Origin of the sequence: Sphingomonas sp. CV7422, assembly GCF_027945725.1 — a bacterium.
In the GTDB taxonomy this organism is placed as follows: domain Bacteria; phylum Pseudomonadota; class Alphaproteobacteria; order Sphingomonadales; family Sphingomonadaceae; genus Sphingomonas; species Sphingomonas kyungheensis.
The window spans coordinates 2,584,781-2,610,750 of sequence record NZ_CP115900.1 but is presented as its reverse complement, the minus strand read 5'-3'; the positions used below and the strand labels follow the sequence as shown (position 1 = coordinate 2,610,750).

The 25,970-nt window shown below is 64.0% G+C and carries 17 protein-coding genes; 11 read left to right on the top strand and 6 right to left on the bottom strand.

Features of this window, described 5'->3' with window-relative positions:
- Window positions 1-67 precede the first annotated feature (67 nt).
- The 6 genes from PBN85_RS12350 (at window position 68) to PBN85_RS12325 (ending at window position 7,755) form a co-directional block, all read left to right on the top strand.
- Entirely contained in the window at window positions 68-2,800 is a 2,733-nt protein-coding gene (locus PBN85_RS12350; protein WP_271299191.1) for a type I restriction endonuclease subunit R, read from the top strand.
- Between the two features lie 185 nt (window positions 2,801-2,985).
- Window positions 2,986-3,609, top strand: coding sequence for a restriction endonuclease subunit S (locus PBN85_RS12345; RefSeq protein ID WP_271299190.1), 624 nt, complete (start codon window positions 2,986-2,988; stop codon window positions 3,607-3,609).
- Window positions 3,610-3,615: 6 nt separating this feature from the next.
- Window positions 3,616-4,212, top strand: a complete 597-nt coding sequence (locus PBN85_RS12340; RefSeq protein ID WP_271299189.1) for a restriction endonuclease subunit S — start codon at window positions 3,616-3,618, stop codon at window positions 4,210-4,212.
- The gene (locus PBN85_RS12335) at window positions 4,209-5,711 is read left to right on the top strand and encodes a class I SAM-dependent DNA methyltransferase (RefSeq protein ID WP_271299188.1); all 1,503 of its coding nucleotides are present in this window, start codon (window positions 4,209-4,211) and stop codon (window positions 5,709-5,711) included. The genes PBN85_RS12340 and PBN85_RS12335 overlap by 4 nt, the downstream gene beginning before the upstream one ends.
- 427 nt (window positions 5,712-6,138) lie before the next feature.
- On the top strand, window positions 6,139-6,636 hold the full coding sequence (locus tag PBN85_RS12330) for a uracil-DNA glycosylase family protein (protein WP_271299187.1): 498 nt from the start codon (window positions 6,139-6,141) through the stop codon (window positions 6,634-6,636).
- Window positions 6,637-6,780: 144 nt separating this feature from the next.
- Entirely contained in the window at window positions 6,781-7,755 is a 975-nt protein-coding gene (locus tag PBN85_RS12325; protein ID WP_271299186.1) for a phospholipase D family protein, read from the top strand.
- 1,987 nt (window positions 7,756-9,742) lie between these two features.
- On the opposite strand, the gene PBN85_RS12315 is transcribed toward PBN85_RS12325, so the two are convergent.
- A complete protein-coding gene (locus PBN85_RS12315; protein ID WP_271299185.1) occupies window positions 9,743-10,132 on the bottom strand; it encodes a hypothetical protein in 390 nt (129 codons plus the stop codon).
- Window positions 10,133-10,300: 168 nt separating this feature from the next.
- Complete coding sequence (locus tag PBN85_RS12310; RefSeq protein ID WP_271299184.1) at window positions 10,301-10,450, bottom strand: hypothetical protein; 150 nt, start codon at window positions 10,448-10,450, stop codon at window positions 10,301-10,303.
- A 1,220-nt stretch (window positions 10,451-11,670) separates the two neighbouring features.
- Here PBN85_RS12310 and PBN85_RS12305 point away from each other — a divergent pair.
- The 4 genes from PBN85_RS12305 (at window position 11,671) to PBN85_RS12290 (ending at window position 15,771) form a co-directional block, all read left to right on the top strand.
- Entirely contained in the window at window positions 11,671-11,877 is a 207-nt protein-coding gene (locus PBN85_RS12305; RefSeq protein ID WP_037532979.1) for a TOBE domain-containing protein, read from the top strand.
- A gap of 1 nt (window position 11,878) precedes the next feature.
- Window positions 11,879-12,253, top strand: coding sequence for a winged helix-turn-helix domain-containing protein (locus PBN85_RS12300; protein WP_271299183.1), 375 nt, complete (start codon window positions 11,879-11,881; stop codon window positions 12,251-12,253).
- 84 nt (window positions 12,254-12,337) lie between these two features.
- The gene (locus tag PBN85_RS12295) at window positions 12,338-14,725 is read left to right on the top strand and encodes a TonB-dependent receptor (protein WP_271299182.1); all 2,388 of its coding nucleotides are present in this window, start codon (window positions 12,338-12,340) and stop codon (window positions 14,723-14,725) included.
- Between the two features lie 113 nt (window positions 14,726-14,838).
- Window positions 14,839-15,771 (top strand): crotonase/enoyl-CoA hydratase family protein, encoded by a 933-nt coding sequence (locus PBN85_RS12290; RefSeq protein ID WP_271299181.1) that lies wholly within the window; start codon window positions 14,839-14,841, stop codon window positions 15,769-15,771.
- A 13-nt stretch (window positions 15,772-15,784) separates the two neighbouring features.
- Here PBN85_RS12290 and PBN85_RS12285 read toward each other — a convergent pair whose 3' ends face one another.
- Complete coding sequence (locus PBN85_RS12285; RefSeq protein WP_051583322.1) at window positions 15,785-17,764, bottom strand: putative bifunctional diguanylate cyclase/phosphodiesterase; 1,980 nt, start codon at window positions 17,762-17,764, stop codon at window positions 15,785-15,787.
- A 189-nt stretch (window positions 17,765-17,953) separates the two neighbouring features.
- On the opposite strand from PBN85_RS12285, the gene PBN85_RS12280 reads away from it, so the two are divergent.
- A complete protein-coding gene (locus PBN85_RS12280; protein WP_271299180.1) occupies window positions 17,954-19,054 on the top strand; it encodes a GGDEF domain-containing protein in 1,101 nt (366 codons plus the stop codon).
- 48 nt (window positions 19,055-19,102) lie between these two features.
- Here the strand turns inward: PBN85_RS12280 and PBN85_RS12275 are convergent, their stop codons facing one another.
- The 3 genes from PBN85_RS12275 to PBN85_RS12265 all read right to left on the bottom strand — a co-directional run bounded on the left by PBN85_RS12275 (window position 19,103) and on the right by PBN85_RS12265 (window position 25,958).
- Window positions 19,103-20,743 (bottom strand): Na+/H+ antiporter, encoded by a 1,641-nt coding sequence (locus tag PBN85_RS12275; RefSeq protein ID WP_271299179.1) that lies wholly within the window; start codon window positions 20,741-20,743, stop codon window positions 19,103-19,105.
- Window positions 20,744-21,129: 386 nt separating this feature from the next.
- Window positions 21,130-22,830: a methyl-accepting chemotaxis protein gene (locus tag PBN85_RS12270; protein WP_271299178.1), complete on the bottom strand. Its 1,701-nt coding sequence runs from the start codon at window positions 22,828-22,830 to the stop codon at window positions 21,130-21,132.
- Window positions 22,831-23,048: 218 nt separating this feature from the next.
- Window positions 23,049-25,958: a glycosyl hydrolase 115 family protein gene (locus PBN85_RS12265; protein WP_271299177.1), complete on the bottom strand. Its 2,910-nt coding sequence runs from the start codon at window positions 25,956-25,958 to the stop codon at window positions 23,049-23,051.
- Between the last annotated feature and the right edge of the window lie 12 nt (window positions 25,959-25,970).

The window sequence follows — 25,970 nt, the reverse complement described above, 5'->3', positions numbered from 1 at the left end:
GCAAGATGACTAACAGACGTGAAATCAGATGTTGCGTCCAGGTTACATCGCGTTTCATAATGAAATTGTGAACGCCGCCCCCGAAGCCGCTGCTCGGCGCATGATTGACGCCCAATTGGAAGCCGCCGGATGGTTGGTGCAGGATCGCGCGGACATGAACCGCACGGCATCGTTGGGCGTAGCGGTGCGCGAGTTTCCATTGGCGACTGGTCCATGCGACTACTTGCTGATCGTGTCGGGCAGGGCTTGTGGGGTCATCGAAGCGAAAGCTGCTGGAATGACGTTGTCGGGCGTCGCCGAGCAGGCGCGGGGCTACCAGCCACAACCGCAACAGGTCCTCGCACGATGGAGCGATCCGATGCGCTTCGACTACGAAGCCTCAGGAACGGAGACGCTATTTTCCGATCGTTTGGATCCGCTTCATCGGTCACGTCGGGTCTTCGCATTCCATCGTCCAGAAACGTTACACCACTGGTTGAAGACGGGATCGTCATTGCGCGCCCGGCTTGCCGATATGCCGCCGCTCATCACCGATGGCCTGCGTGACTGCCAGGTTGAGGCGATCGAGGGGCTGGAGGAGTCGCTCGGCAGGGACCGGCCGCGGGCGTTCGTGCGGATGGCGACGGGGGCGGGCAAGACCTTCACTGCGGCGACTCTCGCCTATCGCCTTCTCGCCCATGCCGACGCGAAGCGCATCCTGTTTCTGGTCGATCGCAACAACCTGGGGCGGCAAACGCTCAAGGAGTTCCAGACCTATCGGCCGCCTGGCACCGGCCGGTTGTTCACCGAGCTGTACAATGTCCAGCGTCTGGGTGCGGCCGGCCTCGATCCGCCCGCGAAGGTCGTCATCTCGACCATCCAGCGCGTCTTTGCTCAGCTGACCGGCACTGAACTGTCCGAAGAAGACGAAGAGGTAAGCGATTTCGAGCGCGGGTGGGGGCCGCCCCCGAAGACCGTCAGCTACAGCGCGACGATGCCGCCGGAGACGTTCGACATTGTCGTCGTCGACGAATGCCATCGCTCGATCTACGGCAGCTGGCGGCAGTTGCTCGATTACTTTGATGCACAGATCATTGGCTTGACCGCGACACCGACGGTGCAGACGGCGGCCTTCTTCGACGAAAATCTCGTCGCCGACTATCCGTACGAAAAGTCGGTGGCGGACGGCGTCAACGTGCCGTTCGAGATCTTCCGCATCCGCACCCAGATCGGCGAGCATGGTGGCCGGGTCGAGAAGGGCTACACCGTCCCCGTCCGCGATCGTCACACCCGCGCGCAGACCTATCGTCTGCTCGACGACGACCTCACCTATTCGCCGCAGGACCTCGATCGCAGCGTCATCGCTCGCAACCAAATCCGCACCGTGCTGGAGACGTACCGCGACACGCTGTTCACCGAGCTGTTCCCCGCCCGCAGCGAGGTGCCGAAGACGCTGATCTTCGCCAAGGACGACAACCATGCCGAGGAAATCGTCCAGATCGCCCGCGAGGTGTTCGACCAGGGAAACGACTTCGCGAAGAAGATCACCTACAAAGTCGGCGCGAAATATGCCGAGACGGTGATCGCCGAATTCCGCAACGCTTATAACCCGCGCATCGCCGTCACCGTCGATATGATCGCCACCGGCACCGACGTGAAGGCGATCGAGGCGTTGATCTTCTTGCGCGACGTGCGATCGGCGGTCTATTTCGAGCAGATGCGCGGGCGCGGCGTTCGGACGATCGACGCGGCGACGCTCGCCACGATCACGCCGGGCGCGGGCGTGAAGGATCGTTTCGTGCTGGTCGATGCGGTCGGCGTCACCGACAGCCTGAAGACGCAGGCGATCCCACTGGAGCGCGAGCACGGCGTAGCTTTCGAGAAGCTGCTGGAGCAGATCGCCAGCGGCCGTAGCGACGAGGATGCGGTATCCACGCTCGCCGGCCGGCTCGCCCGGCTCGACCGCAAGCTGGACGATGCGGCGAAGGCCAAGATCGAGGCGGTCGCGGGCCGGCCGCTGTCCGCACTCGCCGGCGAACTGGTCGACGCGATCGACGCCGACAAGATCGAGGCCGATGCTCGCCAGCGCCACGGCGCCACCGCCACCGCCACCGAGATCGAGGCCGTCGCCGCCGACCGGCGCGAGGCCGCGCTCGACGCGTACAACGAACCGGCGCTGCGCCGCTTGCTGATCGAGTTGAAGAAGGCGTCAGAGGTCGTCATCGACGACATCAGCCGCGATGTCGTCGTCTCCTCCGCGTGGGACGAGGGGCAGGCGACGACGATGACGACAGACTTCGGCCGCTTCCTCGACGAGCATCGCGACGAACTGACCGCGCTGCGTATCCTCTACGGCCTGCCCGCCGCGTCGAAGCGACTGACCTATGCCAGCCTGGAGGAACTGCGCGACGCGATGATGCGCCCGCCATGGTTGCTGGAACCGCTGGCGCTGTGGAGCGCCTATCGCCGGCTGAACGCCGAGAAGGTGCGCGCGAACCCCGCCAAGACGTTGACCGACATCGTCGCGCTGATCCGATTCGCGACCGGGCGTGCCGACTCGCTGGCGCCGCTGTCGTCCGATATGGCAGGTCGGTTCAACCTGTGGCTGGGCCGTGAGCAGCGCGCCGGCCGCAGCTATACGCAGGCCCAGCTCGGCTGGCTGGAGGCGATCCGTGAATATCTGGCCGCGAACATCGAGGTGACGACCGCCGATATTCAGGACCAGTTCGGCGCGCGTGGCGGCATCCTCGGCGCACGCCGGGCTTTCGGTCCCCGGCTCGACGCGTTACTCGACGAGCTTCAGGACGCGCTAGTGGCGTAATTGGGGGCGCGGAAAATGGCAAAACGGGTGACGGCTACGGGGCCGGTTGAAGGGCTTTGGGCGTTGCCGGAGGGATGGCGGTGGGAGCGGTTGGGCGATGTGGCGAGCCGTATCGCCGATAGGCACAGCCCTGATCCAAATTCGAACCTCCCTTCGTCGGCATGGATGCTATCGCGCCGCACTCGATGAAAGTCGGCGCGGGGCAAGCGTTTAGGGAAATGCGCAGCGCGGCATCGGCCTTTCAACCCGGCGACGTCCTGTATGGCCGCCTTCGCCCGTATCTGAATAAAGTCTGGTGTGCGACCTTCGCTGGGGCGTGTTCCGGAGAGCTAATTGTTATCAGGCCTTCCATTGAACTTGAAGCTCGCTATCTCGCCTTTCTGCTTCACAGCGACGCTTTCGTCGAGTTCGCATCGCACGCCGTTTCGGGCGATCGTCCCCGTATCGATTTCGGAACCATGGGCGACTATCCGGTTCCCGTTCCTCCGATCAACGTTCAGCGCTGGATCGTCGCCCGCATCGACGAACTGTTCGCCGAGATCGACGATGGCGAAGCGGCGCTTGCGCGGGCGCAAGACGATCTGGCGATGTGGCGCAAGGCCCTGCTCAAGGCCGCCGTCACCGGCGAACTGACCGCCGACTGGCGTGCTGCTAACCCGCCCATTGAAACCGGCGTCGAGCTTGTGAATCGCATTCTCGAGGAGCGGGCGCATATCGCGTCGAAACGTCTCGGCAAGCGGCGCGACAAAGCGCCAGAAGAGATCACGTCTGCTCAGCAAAGACTTCTGTGGCCTGCGCCAGACGGCTAGACTTGGATGCAGCTAGGAACCTTCTCTTTCGTCACCAAGCTGGCCGGCTTCGAATACACGAAGTTCGTTCGATATGACGACGAGGGCGACCTCCGTGTAATCAAAGCAGAAAACGCCGGCCCGCACGGTTTCAAGACGACGAACTATTCGCGTGTTCGTTCATCCTCCGTGGCTGAACTGACGCGCTCGCGCTTGCACGGTGGCGAGCTGCTAATGGTTTTTGTAGGCGCAGGAACGGGAAACGTCGCGACGGTGCCGGAGGGTAAAGATTTTTTCCTAGGACCGAATATCGGCATGATGCGGGTGGAAACTGACACCGTTTCGCCCCGCTTCGTTGAGCTATTCCTCAGATCGTCGGTCGGGAAGGCGCTCGCGACTGCGGCGATGAAGGCCGTCGCCCAGCCATCACTTTCAATGGGGACTATTCGCCAGATACCGGTGCTATTGCCACCCGCGGAGGAACAGCAGGAAATATTGCGCCTTGTGGAGCAGGCGCTGACAGCCGCCGCCGAGTGCGGAGCTGACGTTCGGGAGCAGCAAAGTTCCGCCGATATCCTCCGCCAATCCATCCTCGCCGCCGCCTTCCGTGGAGAGCTCGCATGAACGAACAAGCCCTGGTCGCGAAGGTCTGGAACTACGCACACGTCCTGCGCGACGACGGCGTCTCCTATGGCGACTATCTCGGCCAGATCAGCTTCCTGCTGTTCCTCAAGATGGACAAGGAGCGCGCCGAGGCTCTGGGCGAGGCGTCTGCGCTGCCCGGCGATGCCAATTGGGATTCGCTCGCCGGCAAGGCGGGCGAGAGCTTGGAGGTGACCTATCGCCGCATCCTCGAAACGCTGTCGAAGCGCACTGACATCGTCGGCACGCTGTTCCTCAAGGCCGAGAACAAGATCGGCGATCCCGCCAAGCTCCAGCGGCTGGTGACGCTGATCGGCGCCGAGACGTGGATGGGCCTGAACGTCGACGTAAAGGGCACGATCTACGAGGGGCTGCTCGAGCGCAACGCGGGCGAAGTGAAGTCCGGTGCAGGCCAGTATTTCACGCCGCGCCCACTGATCGAGGTGATCACCCAGCTCGTCGATCCCGAGCCCGAGGACACGGTCCATGATCCCGCGGTTGGCACCGGCGGCTTCCTGCTCGCGGCCTATGATCACATGAAGGCCAAGCCCGCCGCCAAGGATCGCCGCGTCGCCGCAGCGCTGCGCGCCGACAAGCTGTCGGGCACCGACATCGTAGCCGAGGTCGTGCGGCTGTGCGCGATGAACCTGTACCTGCACGGCATCGGCGGCGCGACGTCCCCGGTCACGCAGAAGGATGCGCTGCTCGACCGCGGCGACAAGGCGTTCGACGTCATCCTGACCAACCCGCCCTTCGGCAAGCGCCAGTCGTTCCGTATCGTTCGTGAGGACGGCGGCATCGACAGCGAGCGGCAGGATTACGTCCGCGACGACTTCACCGTCACCACGGGCAACAAGCAACTCAACTTCCTCCAGCATATCATGTCGATCCTGAAGGTCGGCGGCAGCGCCGCCGTCGTCATGCCGGACAACGTGCTGTTCGAGGGCGGCGCGGGGGAGACGCTGCGCAAGCGACTGCTGAAAGAGTTCGACTTCCACACGCTGCTGCGCCTGCCGACCGGCATCTTCTACAGCCAGGGGGTAAAGGCTAACGTTCTGTTCTTCGATCGCGCCACTCCCGGCACCGGCGTCGCGACCAAGGATCTGTGGGTGTACGACCTGCGCACCAACCAGCGCTTCACCCTGCGCGAACGCCCGCTGAAGCGGGCCGACCTCGACGATTTCGTCACCTGCTACGGTTCGAAATACGGTCGCCGCGATCGGCAAGAAACCGAACGCTTCCACCGCTACGGCTATGACGAACTGGTCAAGCGCGATAAGCTGAACCTCGACCTGTTTTGGCTGAAGGACGCCAGCGCCACCGATCCGGACACGCTGCCCCCGCCTGCCGAAATCGCCGCGGAGATCGTCGACAGCTTGGAGACAGCACTGGAGAAATTTAGGCTGGTTGCGGCAAAGTTGGGCGCCGTCGCGTCGAGCGAGGTTTATGGAGAGGCACCTCTAGCGAACGTCGAGACATAAACCGATGCGACCGGCGGTGACGTTCAGGCTGATCGGTGCCTTTGTCCTCTACTGGATCGTCTATCAGACTTGGCCAGCGCTGCTCGTTCTCGGTGTTGGCGTGGTCCTGGTGTGGATCACGGCGGCTTTGATGAGGTCTTCCCGACGCGGCCGATTAACCGTGAGAGACGGCCACAGCGTCAAGTCGAAGGCCGCTGTTTTGCCCACTCGCCCGAAGTCTCAGCAAAAGGTCACCACGATGCACAGTCCTGCACCAGCGTCGATAGCATCTGCAATCGAAGCACTCCCACCAGCCATAGCTCTTCGGTCTGGGTCGCTTTTTTACTCGGGGCCTAGCGCATTCACGGGCCAGCGCCCCGTTTACATCCTAGGCCTGAACCCCGGGGGCTCGCCGATTTCACAGTCGGACGAGACAGTGGAGCGTGACTTGGCCGAATGGACGGCGCTATCCAAGCCGTGGTCGGCATATCTCGACGAGTCTTGGCAGGGAAGGCCACCCGGTACCCACGGCATGCAGCCGCGCATCCGCCATATGTTTGATGAGCTTGGCATCGACCTTCGCGACGTGCCCGCGAGCAATGTGGTATTCGTGCGATCGGCAAATGAGGGCGCGCTCGCGGCGGAAAAGGCAAAGCTTCTGTCGCAGTGCTGGCCAATCCACGAAGCGGTAATACGTGATCTCGACGTCCGCCTCATTCTATGTCTCGGCGGAACAGCGGGGCAGTGGGTTAGAGATGCTTTAGGTGCTCACCAACTCTTCGATCAGTTTTCAGAGCAGAATGCGCGTCGGTGGACGAGTGAGGCGCACTTGGCACCAGATGGCCGCGCTGTCGTTACTGTTACTCATCCCGGTCGCGCTGACTGGCGTAACCCAGCCGCGGATCCGACGCAGCTGGTCCGTAGTGTACTTGAACGCTTAGGCTAAAGTGTTTCTATGCTTTGTGCGACGATGACGGGGCGTCAAACACTTGCGGTGAAATGAGATCATAACGGGCTTCGCTCCTAGAACCTTTTTCGGCAAGAGGCATAGCGCCTATTTCTGTTATAATGGAATAAAGGGAGAGATAAATTGGACGACATCGAGCTTCTACACGGGCAAAACTTGGCGGACAGGATACGTGCGATCTGCGCTGAGGAGAGCGTTGATTGTGCAGTCGCTTTCTGGAGCGCGGCAGTGCGGGATGACATGTTTCCGCGTTGGAAGAAGCAGATCGTGCGGATTGTCTGTGACATATCGATGGGGTGTAATTCTCGCTCAACGTTGAAGGCATACGGCGCACCAAACAATGAAAATTTAAAAGTCTATGACGGGCTCCACGCTAAGATATATATTAGCACCGTAGGAGCGGTTATCGCTTCCGCAAATGCATCGCTAAACGGGATTGGTTTGCAGGGCCGATCCCCTGCGAATATGGAGGCGGGTGTTTTTTTCAAGGCTGAGACGAAAGGGTGGCACGACGCAAAGAAGCTATTTGAGGAACTGTGGCGGTCACCTGTCATCGACAAGCGTGAGCTTGCCCGTGCGCCGCGGGTGACATCAGATCCTGGAAAACGCATTAGCTCGTTAGGTCCAGAAGATCCGTCAATGCTTCAGCAAGTAAAAAGTTATCCCGATAAATTTGCCTCTGTGCTTTTTTTGGCAGAGCACGAGAAAATAAGTCCGGAAGATCACGCTAAGGCGCAGAAACAGTACGACTCCGAAGATGAATCAGGCGCGTTTGAGCCCAAGAAACGATCTTTGATCCTCAGCGCAGAACACGATGAGTTTCCTCCGATTCCGGCAAGCGCGATAATGTTCTGGCATAATGGTCGCGGCACTAAGTTTGACGTGATCGCCTATACTGACGTAGTTGCCGTACGATCCCGGAAGTATACTACTTTATGGGGAGTCAAGCGTTGGGACCGATTTTGGTTGGGTTTAAAAATGCAAGCCCCTGAGCGAAGCCTATCTTTGGCGGATCAGCAATTTATCATTGATATTGATGCCGGATCCTGGATTCTGGCAGCGTCTGACTTTTCTAAGGTGCTGTTGGAAAAAGAGTGATTACTTCACCCGCCGTCAGCATAGCTTCGCATTTAAATAGGGGAGGATGTGCAGGCCTTGCTTGTCATCAGCAGCAGGGAGGGAAGCCTCAATGCTAAGCCTCGGTGAGAGCTGTATATCAGAAGCTGGCGTTCGACCGGGACCGCGCCGCCGCCGGCAAGCAGACAACGCCGCGTCCGCTTTGTTGCCGACATTCCTCACCGTGCTCTCTCTTGGTTGCTAAAGCGTCGGTCGACGCGCGAGAGGAAGGTTTCTGTAATCGCATATGGGCGCCCACGGCGAGCATGATTGTCGAAGGCATCTATGCCGCGTAGCCCGTCGAAAAAAGGGTTTCACCAGGCTTCGGCACCGGCGCGTTGTTCGACATGCTAAGCATCAGCCCTGCGCGAAGTCGCGCTCGCCGCCGCAACTTTTGTTAGGTCAAATTCGTCGGATGAATTGACGTTCTGCCATCATACGTTTTCGATTTTGTCGGGCATCCTGGATGAGCTGTTCTATGCTCGAAATGGGCGCGTGCACCATCGCTGTACTCTCGATGAGGTTGGACCCGACCGTGACAAACTGGACATCGCATGTCTTCGCCACGACGTAGGAGCGCTTCGTTGATACCGACGGTTTCCCAACCACCCCGGCCATCCCGGACCTCACACTCGTCGATTGGTGTTTGCATAGCTTTCACTCTCTAGCGGGAAGATGGATCGACGGTCTAATCTGGTTAGCTCTCGCGAGCTTGCCGTTCTGCGGCCATGATTCCTCGCGGAATTATCTGCGCCACTGCTCCTGTGTCTTGAAGTTTTGTCGACATAAATTGTGGCGAACGCAAGCCATGCCTCGCCTTACCCCACCGTGGTCGAGGCCGGTATCGTCGGTGGATTGGCTATTTTAATTTCGGGGCCGGGGTTGCGTTCAGCACAGGCACGTCGGCTCCTTCCTACACCACCAGCCCGGCAACCAACCTGAACGACCTCGCTGGCGGCGAGGCGACGACTGGGTCGACGTCTTGTTGAGGTGATCTTTGCGTCCTTTGTTCTTCCTCGGAAGGGGGGGGCAGAGGGCGGGGAGGGCGGCGGCCGGAGGCCGGCGACAAACGATTCTCGCAAAGGCTGCGGCGCCGTGTCGGCCGGCCGCGGTGCCTCACCCCAAACCAGCGGCTGCGCGTCTCTCCGCTTCGCAGGTATCGACCTTTCACAAGGATCCTGCGCAGCATCCTTTGGGGATGGCTTTGCGCGAACGGCGCGGCGGCTCTCAAGGCGAGCAACCTTGGCCTTTATAGTCCACTTCGTCCCACCTAGGCCGTTGCAATACCATTTACGTCCAGTGGCGGACGTCGACGTGCTCCTGTAAAGGGTGGCCGATGGCCAGAGCTGATCGCCTTGAACAACTGGATGCCCGCCGAATGGAACTCGAGGCCGAATATCGTGAGCAGCTCGTTGCGGCCTTGCGCGTGACTGCATCTGGGAAGTGGGGGGCTGTTCGATCATCAGGGCGATCATCGAACCCGGGCTGCCATAGCCCCGGTCATCGACAGCCTCACTGACACAGTTGAGGCAGTCGACAAGATTAGAGGTCAGTTAGGGTTACCTAGGTTCGATCTGCATTGCGGGTTTCTACAATCGCGGGGGTCCGTTACGTCCCATGCGGTGGGGGAGCCGAAGCAGGCACAGGCTTGGCTCGATCGATTGTCCCGTGACACGCGCGAATAGTCGTAGTCGGTCGCCCGGCTAGGTTTAGGCGCTGCTCAAAAGCGAAATATCTACTATTAGTCAAGAGAGGGGTTTCTGCCAGAATCAGAAGTAATTTAATCGGTGAGGAATCCCTTCGTCGCGGACAAATAATGATACTCGCTCAATGCTGCAACACACCGGCGTACCCGCGGCAGCGGCAGCTAAACGGCATAATAATTGCTCTTCATTCCCGGACTAATACCTGTGGGACTGGTATATTGTGTTGTATAAGGGTTACTGCGTCAGAACTTAGGCTGATTTGGCTACTCGCGATATTGGCAATAAATCATGATACTATCTTGAAATGACGTTTTGTTCGATTTTGTTTCAATTTCGGAGTTTGTGACACTGCCGTCAGAGTAGAAGCGCTGACGTCCGCCAGATCCACCGAATCCTGACGTCCCGGCCACCTCACCACATGCAAACAAGTTAAAATTTTGGTCGTACCACTCGACCATTACAAGACTGCTCAAAGGCTTCTTCACTTTGTCTGCAACGTCTTGCAAGATGAGTGGCTTCGCCTGAGCTACGAGGTACTCATGGTTCACCCTATCCTGCCACTTTGAATATAATCTGACGCCAAAGACAATTATCAAAAGAATTGTAATAAGGCATGCGATCATTGCGATACCTTGAGAGATCCAGCCCTTCACGCTTGCGGCGCCAAATAGTAAAACCAATACTATCAATATTAGGAAAATGATTATCATTCAGTATAATAACCTCTTATATAACCAAAACTATTGAAATAATTGAGGTAATCCAGCTATGTATAGTTAACAAATAACAAGCAATATAAGGCCACCTGAGTTTTGGTCGAACTAGCGCTTAATAATCATTGCAATAATTGACCATGAAAAGATGATTATAACTACTAGGATAACGGCTTTTGCTATCATCGCTGCTTGGCGGCGCTCGGCTACAATGTTGGTTTTCATTTGGTCACGCACTTCCGCTTTGGCCTGCTCCATCTGCAAGGTCTCAAGGATGGTTTGGCAGTGGGCACATTTGCGGGCATCGCCTCGGATTGCTTCGCGACATTCAGGGCAGCGAACCCCTCCGGATCTTAAGAGGGCTTGGTCGCGTGCCCCACCGCTCGGCTGTAGTACAGCCGCTATAACGATACCTAGCGGACCCAGAAAAAGACCGCAGAAAAACATCGCGGCAGTACTGAGCCCACGGCGGCCACCAACTGCACCAGCGATCACCCCACTGAGCAACCAGCATAAAAATATCGCTTCCATTGCATGCTCTCCCCTCAGGGCATGCGGTAAGGACTTCATCAGTTAGTCGTCAATATGGAACATTTGCCCTAACCGACCGAGAAATACCGATTTTGGACGTTCTCCGAAGAAAGGGTGCAATATCATCGACCCGGCGATTATGAGATCTTACACTTCGACCGTTGCTCCTCCTGGCGCCCGCCGCCATAAGTCTTGGCCGTGCTGCACTAGCTAGCCACGATTCGACGCTGACCGGCATCTGGCGCGGCCGGCCAACTCCGTTAAGGCGGAGACGCCTCTCTTCTGGGCCCAATTTTCGGGGACGGCCATTGGTTATTCGAGGCAATAACCAGGGTATAGTGAACCGCGCCTGCGGCACACGCTGGAAAGGGTGCAGCGCGAAACAAATTTGCTTTTCGTTCTACTCGCACCGGCTCTCGTTATACAATCAAGCGTATCCTTCGTACGGCTGCGCTGCCCGAGTTTCGTTGATGCCTCGCAGGTATACCGCAGGTCGAAAATTCCGTGATTCAGGGGCCAAGGCACTTCCACAAGGAAACCGTCGCAGAGGCGCTTCAAGCGAAACTGGGAAGCCGCTGGGTCAGCAGCCAGGTCTCAGCATTTTTGTCGCAGAAACGATGGAAACGCTGGAGTTTTAGGTCTGCCTGACTAGCCTTCGTAATGCGGGGGTCACAGGTTCGAGTCCTGTAAGCGGCACCATCAAACATCACCGGCTAACGATATGTCTCCCTCCCATCGTGCGACGAGGGACCGTGCATCGGCATGTTTTCAAAGCGTATCGGCGAATTCGTCGCGCTCGCGGTCGAGGCCAACGGCGAGCGGCACGTCTTCCGGTTCCGCGTCGAACAGGTCTGACCGACGGGGCGGCGGGGGCGACCGCCAGTCCCGGGTTTCCGCCTTCGATCGAACGCTGTAGCGTGGCCCGCACCACCCTTGCAGGATCCGCCATGAAAATCAGCGCACGCAATCAGATCGCCGGTACCGTCACGGCGATCACGCCGGGGGCGGTCAACGGCGCGATCAAGGTCGACATCGGCAACGGCACGATCGTCACCGCCAATATCACCGAAGAGGCGATCGCCGACCTCGGTCTTGCGATCGGCGATACGGTCACCGTCATCGTCAAGGCGAGCGACGTGATGATCGGCAAGTGAGATGAAGCTCGGCCCGCTCTGGGTAAAGCTGCAGCTGGCCTGTGGCGATGCCCTCGCGCTCGGCCCGGGCAAGGCGGAGCTGCTCGCCGCGATCGGGACGCATGGCTCGATCTCCGCGGCGGCGCGCGCGATGGGGATGAGCTATCGGCGCGCCTGGATGCTGGTCGACGAAATGAACCGCTGCTTCGATCCGCCTGTGGTCGAGACGCTGCGCGGCGGCGGGCAGGAGCGTGGTGCGCGCATCACCGAAACCGGCGCGGCGGTGATCGCGGCCTATCGCGCGCTCGAGGCGCAGGCGGCGACGCTCGCCGATCATTCCGCTTATCATCAGCTACGCGATCTGTTGCGCACCGAGCCGCTGCCGCCGCCCGAATAAACCTCTATATACGCACGAATACATCGTCGATATACGGCCCGATATAGAGAGCGCGGAGTGTCCGCGCCAAAGGGGTGCGTGACGATGTCGAGAAGGTTGGCCGGCTTGCTGGCGACGATCGGTGTACCGGCGCTGGCCACGCCGCTCGCCGCGCAGACCACCACCGCTGGCGATCCGACGCGGGTCGAGACGGCCGACGACGGCATCGCCCCGGTCATCGTCACCGCCCGGCGTCGTGCGGAGGAGGAGCAGCGCGTCCCCGCGGCGCTGTCTGTGGTCGGCGGTGCGCTGCTCGACCGGAGCTATACGGTCAATACGCAGGGGCTGACGACGCTGATCCCCAGCCTCAATTACAGCTCGGCCAATCCGCGCAACACCGCCTTCACCATCCGCGGCCTCGGTTCGAGCGTGGTGGCGGTGAGTCAGGCCAATGACGGGCTCGAATCCGGCGTCGGCTTCTACGTCGACCAGGTCTATCATGCGCGTCCCGCCACCGCCGCCTTCGACTTCGCCGACATTGCGCAGGTCGAGGAGTTGCGCGGCCCGCAAGGCACGCTGTTCGGCAAGAACACCACCGCCGGCGCGATCAACATCACGACGCGCGCGCCGAGCTTCACCCGCGAAGGCTTCGCCGAACTGTCCTATGGCAGTCACGACCTCGTCCAGGCCAAGGGCTGGGTCTCCGGGCCGATCAGCGACAGCGTCGCCTATCGCCTGTCCGTGGTCTCGACCCGCCGCGACGGCGTGATCGCCAATATCCGCACCGGGCGCGATACCAACACGCTCGGGACGCAGGCGGTCCGCGGCCAGTTGCTGTTCAAGCCCGATGACGCGATCCAGATGCGCGTCATCGCGGATTTCACCAACTTCCAGGCCTATTGCTGCGGTCAGGTCTATCTGCGCACCGGCACCTCGCTGCGTGCGGCCAACCGGCAGTTCGGCGGCGCCGCCGGACTTGCCGCGCAGTTCGGCTATGCGCCGGCGAGCACCAACCCCTATGACCGCGTCACCGATATCGACGGTCCGCTCGGCACCGACACCAACGAGGGCGGGGTGAGCGCGATCACCGACTGGAACCTCGGCTTCGCGACGCTCACCTCGGTCAGCGCCTGGCGCTTCTGGAACTGGGATGCGGAGAACGACCGCGACTATACCGGCCTGCCGGTGCAGCTGTCGCAGCATATCCCGTCGCGGCAGGATCAATATAGCCAGGAGGTGCGCCTCGCCTCGAATGGCGCCGGGCCCTTGTCCTACGTCGTCGGCCTTTACGCTTTTCGTCAGCGGATCACCGGCCGGCCGATCAGCATCTATGGTCCCGCCGCGGCGCGCTATCTGATCGGCACCACGACGGGCGCGAACAACACCGCCGTCCCGGCCAATCTGCTCGACGGCTATGGTCAGGACGGCCGCACTGATTTTCGCAGCCGCAGCTATGCGGCGTTCGGCGAGGTCAATTACCGCATCGTCCCGCGGCTGACCGCGACGCTCGGCCTGCGCTACACGCAGGAGGACAAGGACGGCTCCTATGCCACCACCGTGTCCGGCGGGCCCGTCGTCACCAATGCGGCATTGGTCAGCGCGCGGCTCGGCGTGCTGCGGCCGCAAAGCTATCGGGCGCATGACAGCGACGGCAGCCTGTCGGGGCGCGGCAATCTCGCCTGGCAGGTCAGCGACGCGACGCTGGCCTATGCGAGCTATGCGCGCGGTTTCAAATCGGGCGGGATCAACATGTCGGGCCTGCCGCTCGACAACAGCAACCAGCCGGTGCTCGCCACCGCCGTGGTGCGGCCCGAGCGTAACGAAACCTATGAGGTCGGACTTAAGAACGATCTGTTCGACCGGCGGCTGATCCTCAACCTCGATGCCTTCTACACCAAGGTGCACGACTTCCAGGCGACGGTAGTCGAGAATTCGCTGACCCAGACGGTGCAGCTGCGCGGCTACCTCTCCAACATACCCGAGGTGACAGTGAAGGGCGTCGAGGCCGATGTTACGGCGCTGCTGCTGCCGGGCCTCAGCGCGCGGGCCAATGTCGCTTATGCCGACGGGCGCTACACCGATTATCCTGCCGGACCATGCCCGCTCGAGGTGCAGACCGCCGCGACGACGCGGTGCAGTCTGACCGGGCGCCGGCTTGCCTCGCTGCCGCGCTTCGCGATCACCGCCGGGCTGGATTATACGCATCCGCTCGGCCGCGGTGCGGTCGTGCTGCATGTCGATACCGCCTCGCGCAGCGGCTATAACGGCGATCCCAGCCTGTCGCGCTACACGACGATCGACGCGTACAATCTCACCAACGCCAATATCGGCTATCGCTTCGCCGACGGTACCGAGCTGATCGTCTGGGCGCGCAACCTGCTCGATGCGGATTATATCCAGAATCTGACCGTGCAGGCCGGCAATTCCGGACTGATCCTCGGTTCGCCGAGCGATCCGCGCACGATCGGCGGGACGGTGCGGTTCCGGATGTGATTCGCGCGTCCCCGAATGTGACAGGATTGATGTTCAATTAACCACTGAACCGACGCAAAACAGACGTAGAATGCCACCGCAGCGCCAGGCTGTACGTGCAGAAGGACGTCGTCATGCCCCTCGAATCCCCCCCCGTCGCGATAACCCAGGGCGTCAAGGCAGCCGATTGCGCCACGTCCGCCCAGATCGTCCCGCAGGGATCGGCGCGGCGGGCACCGTTCGAGCTGACCGACCTCGCCACCGCCTTCGATCCGGCGACCGGGACGCTCTGGACCTATATGGACCAGCGCACGCGGCCGAGCTTCAACCCCGACCTCCTCGCCGCCTTCGCGCATTGGCAGGACGATATCGTCACCGCGCATGACGCGGGGACGATGCCGATCCGGTACCTGGTGCTCGGCTCGCGCTTTCCCGGCGTCTTCTCGCTCGGCGGCGACCTCGACCTGTTCGCCGGTCATATCCGCCGCGGCGATCGCGACGCGCTCGTCCGCTACGGCCGGGCCTGCGTCCATATCCTCCACCGCAACATGCGCAGCCTCGACCGGCCGATCATCACCATCGGCCTGGTCGAGGGCGACGCGCTCGGCGGCGGGTTCGAAGCGTTGCTGTCGTTCAACGTCGTCATCGCCGAACGCGGCACCTATTTCGGCCTGCCCGAAACCAACTTCGGGCTGTTTCCCGGCATGGGCGCGCATTGCTTCCTGTCGCGGCGGCTCGGCTCGGCGCGGGCCGAGCAGATGATCCTCAGCGGCCGGTCGTACAGCGCCGAGGAATTGTACGACCTCGGCATCGTCCACGGCCTCGCCGCGCCGGGACAGGGCAGGGCGGAGGTCGAGACCTATATCCGCCAGAACCGGCGGCGGCACAGCGGCCATTGCGCGATCTACGAGGCATCGCGTTCGGTCAACCCGCTCGACCTCGCCGAGCTGGAGGCGGTGGTCGATCTGTGGGCGGACGCGGCGTTGCGGCTCACCGACACCGACCTCAAGCTGATGCGCCGGCTCGTCGGGGCGCAGTCCCGGCTGCGCGACAAGGCCGCGGTCTAGGCGCGGGCGCGGGTCAGGGCCGCGCCTGCGCCCTGACCCCTTCGTCGCGACCCCCCGCCGCCTCGGCGAACAGCGCCGTGACCTGCTCGGCGGGGATCGGACGTGCGAGGAGGAAGCCCTGCACCGCATCGCACCGCGTCCGCCGCAGCTGATCGAGCTGCGCCTGCGTCTCCACCCCCTCGGCGACGGTGCGCATGCCGAGCTTGGCGGCGAGGTCGATCACCGTCTGGACGATCGCCACCGACGCCGGATTCTGTTCGAGGTCGGCGATGAACGACCGGTCGATCTTGAGCGTCTGGAACGGGAAGCGGGTGAGATAGCTCAGCGACGAATAGCCGGTGCCGAAATCGTCGAGCGTGGTGCGGACGTGCAGCCGGTTGATCGCGTCGAGCGCGGCAAGCGAGGCCTCGACATCTTCGAGCAGCACCGATTCGGTGACTTCGAGTTCGAGCCGGTCGGCGGCGAACCCGCTTGCGGCGAGCGCGCCGACGATGACGCTCGGCAGATTGTGCGCGCGCAACTGGATCGGCGACAGGTTGACCGCGATCTTGACCTCGGCCGGCCAGCGGCTCGCCAGCCGGCACGCTTCGCGGATCACCCAGCTGCCGATCGCGACGATCAGGCCGTTGTCCTCGGCGATGGGGATGAACTCCGCGGGCGAGATCGGCCCGTAATTGCGGCTCGTCCAGCGCAGCAGCGCCTCGCAGGACAGGATGCGCTGCCCCGACAGGTCGTAGATCGGCTGGAAGACGAGGTGGAATTCCCCGCGTTCGAGCGCGTCCTGCATCTCGGCGGCGAGCGTGCGGCTGCGTTCGATCTTCTCGTCCATCAACGGTTCGTAGAGGCACATCTGTCCCCGCCCTCCATCCTTGGCGCGATACAGCGCGAGATCGGCGTTCTTGAGCAACGTATCCGCGTCGCTGCCGTCGGCGGGGGCGATGGCGATGCCGAGCGAGGCGGCGACATGGAGCATCCGCCCGCCGTGCTCGACCGGACGCGACACCAGGTCGAGGATCTGCCGCCCGAGCGCGAGCGCCTCGTCATCCTGCGCGACCGCACAGACCACCGCGAATTCGTCGCCGCCGAGCCGCGCGACGATACCTTCTTCCGCAAAGGCCGTGTCCAGCCGCCGCGCGACCCCGGCGAGCAGCGCATTGCCGGCGAGATGGCCGAACGAATCGTTGATCTCCTTGAACCGGTCGAGGTCCATCCAGAGGATCGCCAGGCGCCGGTCGCCCTGGGCCAGCCGCTGCAACCGAGTCTCGAACTGTTCGCGAAAGGCGGTGCGATTGGCGACGCCGGTCAGGTCGTCGCGCCGTGCCATCGCGGCATGATGTTCGGCGAGCGCCGCTTTCTCGCGCGACGCCACCGTCGCCTTGAGGATGACGCCATAGGTCTGGAGCGTGATGTCCATCATCGCGACGATGAACAACAGGATCACCACCGCCAGCGCGATCTTGAGCGGATCGAACGAGGCGATCAGCCCGATCGCGATCGGCAACGACGCGAAGCATAATTGCGCGAGCGCGATCCACGGCCGCCCGGCGTTGCGCCCGGCGATGCCGGCGGCATAGCCGATCGACATCGTCACCGCGAGCAGGTGGAGCACGCCATTGTCGCTCTGGACGAGGGTCAGCATCGCAAAGCCGCCGAGCAGCGCCGAATAGCCGAGCGCGCCGAGGCGGTAGATCAGCTCCTGCCGCCGCGCCCACACGCCGCTCGGCAGCGACAGCGTCGCGGTGCGGCGATACAGCCGCACCGCATCGGCGATGCGGATCGCAGCGAGCATCGTCACCGCGACGGCGCAGGCGATCAGCACCGGCGCACGGCTCACCGCCGCGACGATGCCGACGATCGCGCTGCTGGTTAGCGCACCGATCACCAGCGACTGTGGCGAGGCATAGAGCGATTCGACCAGGGTTTCGCGCACAGCGGCGGCGATCGCCTGATCCGAATGGCGCAGCCGTCGCAAGCGGAAGATTAGGCCGGTCATGCAGCGACCATGCGCCCAAGATGGTATAGAAGTAGCGAACAAATCGGCGCTAACCGCGGCTAATCGCATCGCATGCGATCTTTAATGTCCGTATTCGACATATCTTTGTTGAGAGGATTTGTTTGCGAAGCAAAAAAGAGCCGTATCGAGTTTAATATCTTTTTTGGTGGATGGCGGTACGGCACGATCATGACCATGCCTTCCCCCCGCGGTGCTGCTGCCGAATCGGTGCGGAACGAGCTGCGTCACGCTCTGTTTGCCACCGCCTTGCCCAATGCGGCGATGGGCGCGATCCTCGCCGCGCTCGGCGGACGGATCGCCTGGGAGCTTTCCGATCGCCTCGCCACGGCGGCGCTTAGTGTCGCCGTCGCCTGCCTGCTCGCCAAGCTGGCGCTGATCGCGGCGCACCACGTCTGGGCCGGAGAGGCGGCAGAGGCGCATTCCGGCTGGGCGCAGGCCTTCGCCGTCCTCAGCCTCGGCACCGCGCTCGCCCTCGGCCTGCTCGGCGCCCGCGCCTTCACGTTCGATGCGGTGCTGTTGCAGATGCTCGCGATGGGATTGCTGTTCGGCTATTGCTCGGGTCTGGTCGCGCATACCTCGATCCGGCCGTGGCTCGCCGCCGCCTGCCTCGTGGGCAGCGCCTTGCCGATCGCCGCCGCCGCGGCGCAGCATGACAATAGCGCGTACCGGCTGCTCGCCGTCGCGCTGCTTTGCTTCATGCTCGCCGCGATGCAGAGCATCCGCCACCTCTACCGGGCGACCCGGCAGCAGATCATCACCCGTCAGGCGATGGCGGCGCTGGCGCGCGTCGACCCGCTGACCCTTCTTCCCAACCGGCTCGGGCTGCGCGAGGCGTTCGTCAGCCGCCCGCGCGCCGCCCGCGACATCGCGATCCATTGCATCGACCTCGATGCGTTCAAGCCGGTCAACGATCATTACGGCCACCCGACCGGCGACGCGCTGCTCGCCGCGGTCGGCGACCGCGTCCGGTCGGTGCTGCATCCGCACGACACGGCGGCGCGCGTCGGCGGCGACGAATTCGTCATCCTCCAGTCCGACGTGCGGACCGCCAGCGAGGCGGACCAGTTCGCCCGCACGCTCGTCCGCCGGATCATGGCGCCCTATCAGATCAACGCGCATCAAATCGAGATCGGCGTCAGCCTCGGCTTCGTCACCGCCGATGGCGGCGCGAGCGACCTCGACGAACTCGTCGCGCGCGCCGATGCCGCGCTCTATCAGGCCAAGCAGAATGGCGGCGGCATCGGGCGGGCGGACACCCCGAGCCGCTAGCGCGAGCCCCGACACGTCAGGTCGCCGACGATCCGCACCCGCCGCGCGTCAAGTCTGGTATCGGGCCTCCAGCAGGTCGAGCTCGCGCATCAGCTTCTGCGCGGTCGCGCTGCCGATCGCGCGTTCGCGCACCTGGGCGACCACCGTGGCGCGCTCCGCCTTGATCCCGGCGAGGCGGAAGTCGCGTTCGAGCTGGTCCTGCCGTCGCGCCGCCGCTGCGACGCGCGCGCCCTTGCTGCGGCTCTCGATCCGCTCGCGATACACGTCCATGACCCGCGTTCCCGCCGCGGCATAGACATCGGCATGGCCGTCGCGTTCGGCGAGCGCGTGCTGCGCGCGTTCGATCGCCATGATCGCCGCCTCCGCCGCAGCGACGCGGGCCGCATCCTCCTCCGCCTGGCGCGAGGGTTCGGCCGGCATGGTCAGGCCGTTGAGCAGGATCGGCAGGGCGATGCTGGCCAGCACCAACGAGACGATGATGACCCCCGCGGCGAGGAAGATGGCGAGATCGCGGGCCGGAAAGGGACTGCCGTCGGTCAGCGTCAGCGGGATGGTCAGCACGCCCGCCAGCGTGATCGCGCCGCGTACGCCGGCAAGCGACATTGCCGCGACCAGCCGCCAGCTCGGGCTGTGCAGCGTCGCCTCGCTCGTCCGCTGCCGGCGCAGCAGCGTCAGCCGCAGCGATACCCACACCCAGCCGAACCGCAGCAGCGCCAGCCCGGCGACGATCGCCAGCACGTAGAGGCCGAGCCAGCCCGCATCGTGATGCCCGGTCAGCAGCACGGTCGCGCGCGCGCCGGCCAGGATGCCGGGCAATTGCTCGCCGAGCAGCACGAAGATGATGCCGTTGAGCGCAAACTGGATCGTGTCCCACACCGAATGACGGCGCATCCGCGTCGTCGCCAGTGCCTGCCGCGAAATCTCCGCGAAGGTCATGGTGATGCCCGCCGCCACCGCGGCGAGGATGCCCGAGGCTTCCAGATGCTCCGCGAGCAGATAGCAGCCGAAGGGGATCAGCAGGCTGACGAGGATTTGCGACCCCGGCTCCTCGCCGAAGCGTCGCGACACCCACGCCTTGATCCGCGTCACCACCAGGGTGACGCCGACGCCGATCGCCAGCCCGCCGCCCGCAACCCACAGGAAGCTCGTCGCCGCCGCGGTCGGCGAGAAGGTGCCGGTCAGCGCCGCGGCGATCGCGAAACGCAGGCAGACCAGGCCGGAGGCATCGTTGAGCAGCGATTCACCCTCCAGGATGTGCATCATCCGCTTGGGGATCGGCACGCGCGCGGCGATCGCCGACACCGCGATCGGATCGGTCGGCGACACCACCGCGGCGAGCGCGAAGGCGACCGCGAGCGGCATCGCCGGGATCATCCAGTGGATGAACACGCCCATGCCGAGCACCGTCAGCAGCACCAGGCCGAGCGCCAGCTCGACGACGGTCGACAGGTCCTTGAGCAATTCGTCCTTGGGGATGCGCCAGCCGTCGAGGAACAGCAACGGCGGCAGGAACAGCAGCAGGAACAGCTCGGGATCGAGCGCGACCCGGTAGGAGGTCGACAGGCCGATCACCGCACCGAGCAGGATCTGCACCAAAGGCGTCGGCACCGCCACCGGCAGCATCCGCGACAAGGCGCCGCTCATCACCACGGCGAGCAACAGGAACAGGACGATCGATACGGCTTCCAACACGGGTCCTTCTGGGGAGGGGAGGCCTCAGTATCGGGCCTGCGCGCGGTCAGACAACCCGTCGATGGGACCGAATGGCCGCTGCTGGCGAAACACTCCGTCTTGTGCGGGACGCGGGGTGTCGACCCTGTCCTAACAGGCTACGGAATGCTCGAGGATGCGGGACGTCTGCAAACTCCCTCCGTTATGCCGGAGATGGTACGGCATCCACGATTCGGTGGGAGCCTAAGCTGTCGATCGAGCGACACGATGAAGCCGGCACACGTTCGGGGATGACGACGGGTGTCGGGCAACGCCAAGACTTTCGCAGAGGTTTCGCTATGCGTGGCCGAGGATCAGGATGAGCGGTACGGCCCGAACGCCCGCACCGGCCCCGTCGCATGCGATCACCATGCCGGGACCGCCTGCAACGCGCCCGCCCGGGGCGTTGGGGGGCGACGGACGATCGCCGGCACGTCGCTCCTGCGCACGGCGGAGTCGGAGGGCAGGCGGAAATAGCCGATGGCCTGCTGCAACTGCTCCGCCTGCGTGGCGAGCGTTTCGGCGGTTGCCGCGATATCCCCCGAGCCGGCGGCATTCTGCTGCGTCACCGTGTCGAGCTGCTGGATCGCCTGGCTGACCTGCGTCGCGCCGACATCCTGTTCGCGGCAGGCGGCGCTGATCGTTGCGATCAGCTCGGCGGTGCGGCGGATGTCGGGGACGAGGCGCGTCAGCATCTCTTCCGCCTGCGACGCGGCGGCGACGGTGTCGGTCGCCATGCCGTCGATCTCGCCGGCCGCCTGCTGGCTGCGCTCGGCGAGCTTGCGGACCTCGGCGGCGACCACCGCAAAGCCCCTGCCGTGATCGCCGGCGCGCGCCGCCTCGACCGCGGCGTTGAGCGCGAGCAGATCGGTCTGCCGCGCCAGTTCCTGGACGATGCGGATCTTCTGCGCGATCGCATGGGTCGCCGCGACCGCTCGCTGGACCGCGGCGCCGGTCGTCTCGGCGTTGCGCGCCGAATGGCGGGCGATGTCTTCGGTCTGGCCGGCATTGTCGGCATTCTGGCGGATATTGGCGGCGATCTGCTCCATCGATGCGGAGGCCTGTTCGGCGGCGGCGGCCTGTTCGGTCGCGCCCTGGCTGAGCTGATCGGACGAGGCGGACAGCGTCTGGCTTCCCGCCGCGACCTGATCCGCGGCGCGATGCGTCCGGCCGACCACCTCCCGCAGCGTCGCGATCATCGTCACCAGCGCCTTGCCGAGCCGGTCCCGCTCCGACAGCAGCCGATGCTCGACGGTGAGATCGCCGCTGGCGATCCGGTCGGCGAGGTCGGCGGACTGGCGCAGCGCGGTCGTCATGTTCGCGACGCCGTCGGCCAGATCGCGGATCTCGTCATTGCCGCCCAGATCCACCTGACGGTCGAGGTCGCCGATCGCCACGGCGTCGATCAGCCCGCGCACCCGGCGCAACCCGGTGATGATATAGGAGGACACCCACAAGGCGCCGCCGATCGCGACGAGCAGAGCGAGCACCGCCGCGACGAGCAACGTCAGGCGCGAGCTGCTGCGCAGCCGATGCATCCTGCCGCTCGCATTGGTGAGCCGCTTCTGGTTGATCCGGACCAGCTCCTTGGAGATCGCGATCATCTCGCCGCCGAGCCGGCTGCCCTTGTCGGCCGCCAGTGCCGCCGCCTCGGCATTGCGATGCGCCAGCACCAGATGGGCGACCGCGTCATTGACGACGACATAACGCGCCCAGCGATCGGCGATTCCGGTCCATCGCGACCGGTTGAGCGGCGTTGCCTGCGCGAGCGCGGTATCGAGCAGGCGCTGCGCCACGGCGCGCTGTTGCTTCATCGTCTCATACCGGTGCTGGCTGCCGAGATCGTCGGTGGATCGCGTCATGTCGCGCGCGTTCAGCATCACGTCATGCAGGGCTTCGTCAAAGCTCAAGGCGCGAATGGCGCGTGTCGTCGGCCCGGCGATGACGTCGCTGATCGCCCGATCCATGATCTCGAACCGCGAGATGCCGATGCCGACGATCGCCAGCAACAGCAGGATGAGGACGGAAAAGACGCAGACGAGCTTCGCCCGGATGGTGACGCGCATAAGTCAGCCTTGTGCAATACGGGAATGCCCCCTCCGCTGCCGGAGCAGGCATCGTCATGGCACCGGTGGATGGCGCCATTTGCGGTTCGACGGTCGGCGAGATGCGGCGCACCTCGTCGATCACGGATTCATTATAGAGGATTAGAAAGCGTCAACCACGTTGCCGTCGATTACGGCGCGCCACCGACCAGGCGCCGCATTGCTCCCGCCGCTGGCGGCTAGATATGATCGGGCGAGGGCGGTCCGAAATAGCTGGGCTTGGTCGGCCCTTGCGACACCGCGATCGTCTGGATCACCATCGTCGGGTCGATCATCGCGACGACCAGCCGGTGGCGTCCCGCGCGGTGCGCGGTGACGGTGAAGCGCATCGTCCGCGCGTTGTTCGCGGTCGTCACCGGGTGTTGGTCGCCGAGGAAATCCTGCGCCACGCCCTCCGGCCCGCCGAACACCGATTTGACGGCGAACGGCCCGTCGTCGAGCGCCACCGCTACGCCGAGCGTGCGACCGGGGATCGTCTCCAGCGTCGCGCCGGTGACGAGATCGACGTGATACGCCCCGGCCGCGGCGAGGTAGACGTCATATTCCAGGCGCGGCGCGCGGGCCGGGTCGCTGACCGGAGCCGCATCGACCGGGAAGACCGACATCGCCGCCGCCACGCGGCCGTAATCGGGGATCGCCTCCCAGCGCACGCCGTCGACGACCGTCCGCCTCGCGAAGGCGGTCACCGGCACCGCGAAGGTGCCGGCAAGCCCGCCGTAAGCGCCGCGCGCGTCGCGCTCCTGCTGCGCGGTGGCGCGGATCGCGGTCAGCTTGGCGGTGATCGTGACGCCCGCGTCGCTGACCGTCACCGCCGCCTCAGACCGGCCGACCGGCGCGTGTGCCCAGTCTATGTCGATCCAATAGCGCCGTTCGCGCGGCGAGACGCCGAACGCCGGTCCCTCGCGCAGCGTCACCCACGGCTGGTCCGCGCGCACGACCGGCGCGATCGGCGCTGCCCCGCGCGGATAGACTTCGAGATAGGTCGGCCGCCGCGTCAGGCTGTCGAGCGTCGGCAGCACCGGCGGCAGGTAGAAGCCGGGCCACGACCGATCGTCACCGTCGACCGCGACGCCGAACCCCGCGACCCCGGTGAGGTCGAGATCGGCGACCGGCGGCATGATGTCGTTCTCGGGCGGATACCAGTCAAAATAGCCGATGTGCGTCTGGTCCATCAGGTGGTTCCATTTGCCGCCGGCCAGGACGTGATTGTAGGTGTCGCGCAGCTGATGATCGTAGAGGAAGCGCCGCCGGACCTCCTCCGCCTCGGCGCGCGTGCTGGCGCGCGCCTGCCGCGCGTTGCGGGCGTTGCGCGCCGCGGCGATGTACATCAGCGTGAGATTGGCGCAGGCGCGCACCGGATAGAGCACCAGCTGGTAATAAGCGTCGCGCTGATCGGGGCGGAGCAACGGCTCGAGCCGGTCGGCGCGGCGGAGCAGCGTGGTCCAGGCGTCGGCCACGCGCTCGGCCTCGCGATACTGGTCGAGGCTGAAGGTGTCGGGGCGGAGCTGCTCGGGTTTCCGCAGCGCGTTATATTTGGCGTAGCGGGTGACGAGGTCGGCGATCTCGGCGGCATGATCGGGGCCGAACTGCCGTTCCGCCCAGTCGCGCGTCCATTGCGCGATCCTGTCCTTGTCGACCGTCGCCGGCTTCCACGCCATCGCCAGGAAGAAGTCGATCGGCAGTTCGAGCGGCTTCAGGTCGCCGACATTGGCGATCCAGATCTCGTTCGCGCCATAGCGGTTGGCGAGGTTCATCTGCTCCCAGATCTTGGGCAGCGGATTGGAGTTGATCCATTGATAGGCGAACGGACCGCCGTGCATGTCCATGTGGAAATAGATGCCGAAGCCGCCACGCCGGCCGCGCTCGGCGGGAAGGGGCAGGCGGCGCAGATTGCCGACATTGTCGTCGGCGAACATCAGCGTGACGTCGTCGGGCAGCTTGAGCCCGGCGTCGTAATATTTGTAGACCTCGGTGAACAGTACCCACACCTGCGGCGTCTGGTCGGCGGGCTTGCCGGTGCGCTGCGCGATGATGGCGCGCTGGTCGGCGATCACCGTTTCGAGCAGATGGATGTCGGACTGGAGGTTGCCGGTGCTCTCCAGCGCGACGTCGCCGTCGCCGCGCATGCCGATCGTGACGATCGATTCCTTGGCGCCGTTGCGGACGATGCCTTCGTCGAAGAAGCGGCGGACGCCGTCGCGGTTGGTCGCGTAATTCCACTCGCCGTTGCCATAGTTGGCGCGGTGGTCGGTCCATTCCTTGTGCGCGCGCATCATCGGTTCGTGATGCGAGGTGCCCATGACGATGCCATAGTCGTCGGCGAGCGGCGCGTTGCGCGGATCGTCGACGGCAAAGGCGTTGTTCCACATCGCCGGCCACAGGTAATTGGCGCGTAGCCGCAACAGCAGTTCGAACAACCGGCCGTAGAAGTCGGCGTTCATCCCGCCGAACTTTTCCGTCGTCCAGCCCGACAGGCACGGCGCCTCGTCATTGAGGAAGATGCCGCGATATTTGACCGCGGGTGACCCCTCGACATAGCGGCCGCGGGCGACACTGACATGCGCACGGCGCGTCACCGGCACGTCCGCCCACCAATACCAGGGTGAGACGCCGATGATCCGCGACAGATCATAGGCACCGTAGATCGCACCGCGCTTGTCGCTGCCGACGATGACCAACGCCTCGGCGACGCCGGGAAAGGGATGGGCGACGGTCTGGACGGCGAACGCCTCCCAGCGCCCGCGCACGTCGGCGACGTCGATCGTCCCGGCGGCGGCGAGCCGGTCGATCAATGGCGACCGGCCGAGCGCGCCGACGAGGATGATCCGCGGCGCCAACCTTGCAGGATCGGTCAGCAGTGGCGCCGCGGTGCCTGTCACCCGGCCGATATCGGCGGCGAGATCGGCGGCGGCGCGCCGCACGCCGGGCCAGTCTGCCGCATCGACGAAGACGGGCGTGACGCCGCCGCCCGCCAGGGTGATGTCAAACCCCGCCGTGCGCCGGTCGAACCGCACCGCCGCGGCGAGCGGGCCGTCGAGCAGCCCGGCGGCGATCACCCCGCCGATCCAATCGCGTCTGGTGATCGCCATGCCGGTGTCTCT

Excerpts from the sequence above, each read along its gene's own strand:
- PBN85_RS12345 (WP_271299190.1), top strand. The coding sequence starts at position 2,986 with ATGAAAGTCGGCGCGGGGCAAGCGTTTAGGGAAATGCGCAGCGCGGCA.
- PBN85_RS12340 (WP_271299189.1), top strand. The coding sequence starts at position 3,616 with ATGCAGCTAGGAACCTTCTCTTTCGTCACCAAGCTGGCCGGCTTCGAA.
- PBN85_RS12335 (WP_271299188.1), top strand. The coding sequence starts at position 4,209 with ATGAACGAACAAGCCCTGGTCGCGAAGGTCTGGAACTACGCACACGTC.
- PBN85_RS12310 (WP_271299184.1), bottom strand. The coding sequence starts at position 10,450 with ATGGAGCAGGCCAAAGCGGAAGTGCGTGACCAAATGAAAACCAACATT.
- PBN85_RS12305 (WP_037532979.1), top strand. The coding sequence starts at position 11,671 with ATGAAAATCAGCGCACGCAATCAGATCGCCGGTACCGTCACGGCGATC.
- PBN85_RS12300 (WP_271299183.1), top strand. The coding sequence starts at position 11,879 with ATGAAGCTCGGCCCGCTCTGGGTAAAGCTGCAGCTGGCCTGTGGCGAT.
- PBN85_RS12295 (WP_271299182.1), top strand. The coding sequence starts at position 12,338 with ATGTCGAGAAGGTTGGCCGGCTTGCTGGCGACGATCGGTGTACCGGCG.
- PBN85_RS12290 (WP_271299181.1), top strand. The coding sequence starts at position 14,839 with ATGCCCCTCGAATCCCCCCCCGTCGCGATAACCCAGGGCGTCAAGGCA.
- PBN85_RS12285 (WP_051583322.1), bottom strand. The coding sequence starts at position 17,764 with ATGACCGGCCTAATCTTCCGCTTGCGACGGCTGCGCCATTCGGATCAG.
- PBN85_RS12280 (WP_271299180.1), top strand. The coding sequence starts at position 17,954 with ATGACCATGCCTTCCCCCCGCGGTGCTGCTGCCGAATCGGTGCGGAAC.
- PBN85_RS12270 (WP_271299178.1), bottom strand. The coding sequence starts at position 22,830 with ATGCGCGTCACCATCCGGGCGAAGCTCGTCTGCGTCTTTTCCGTCCTC.
- PBN85_RS12265 (WP_271299177.1), bottom strand. The coding sequence starts at position 25,958 with ATGGCGATCACCAGACGCGATTGGATCGGCGGGGTGATCGCCGCCGGG.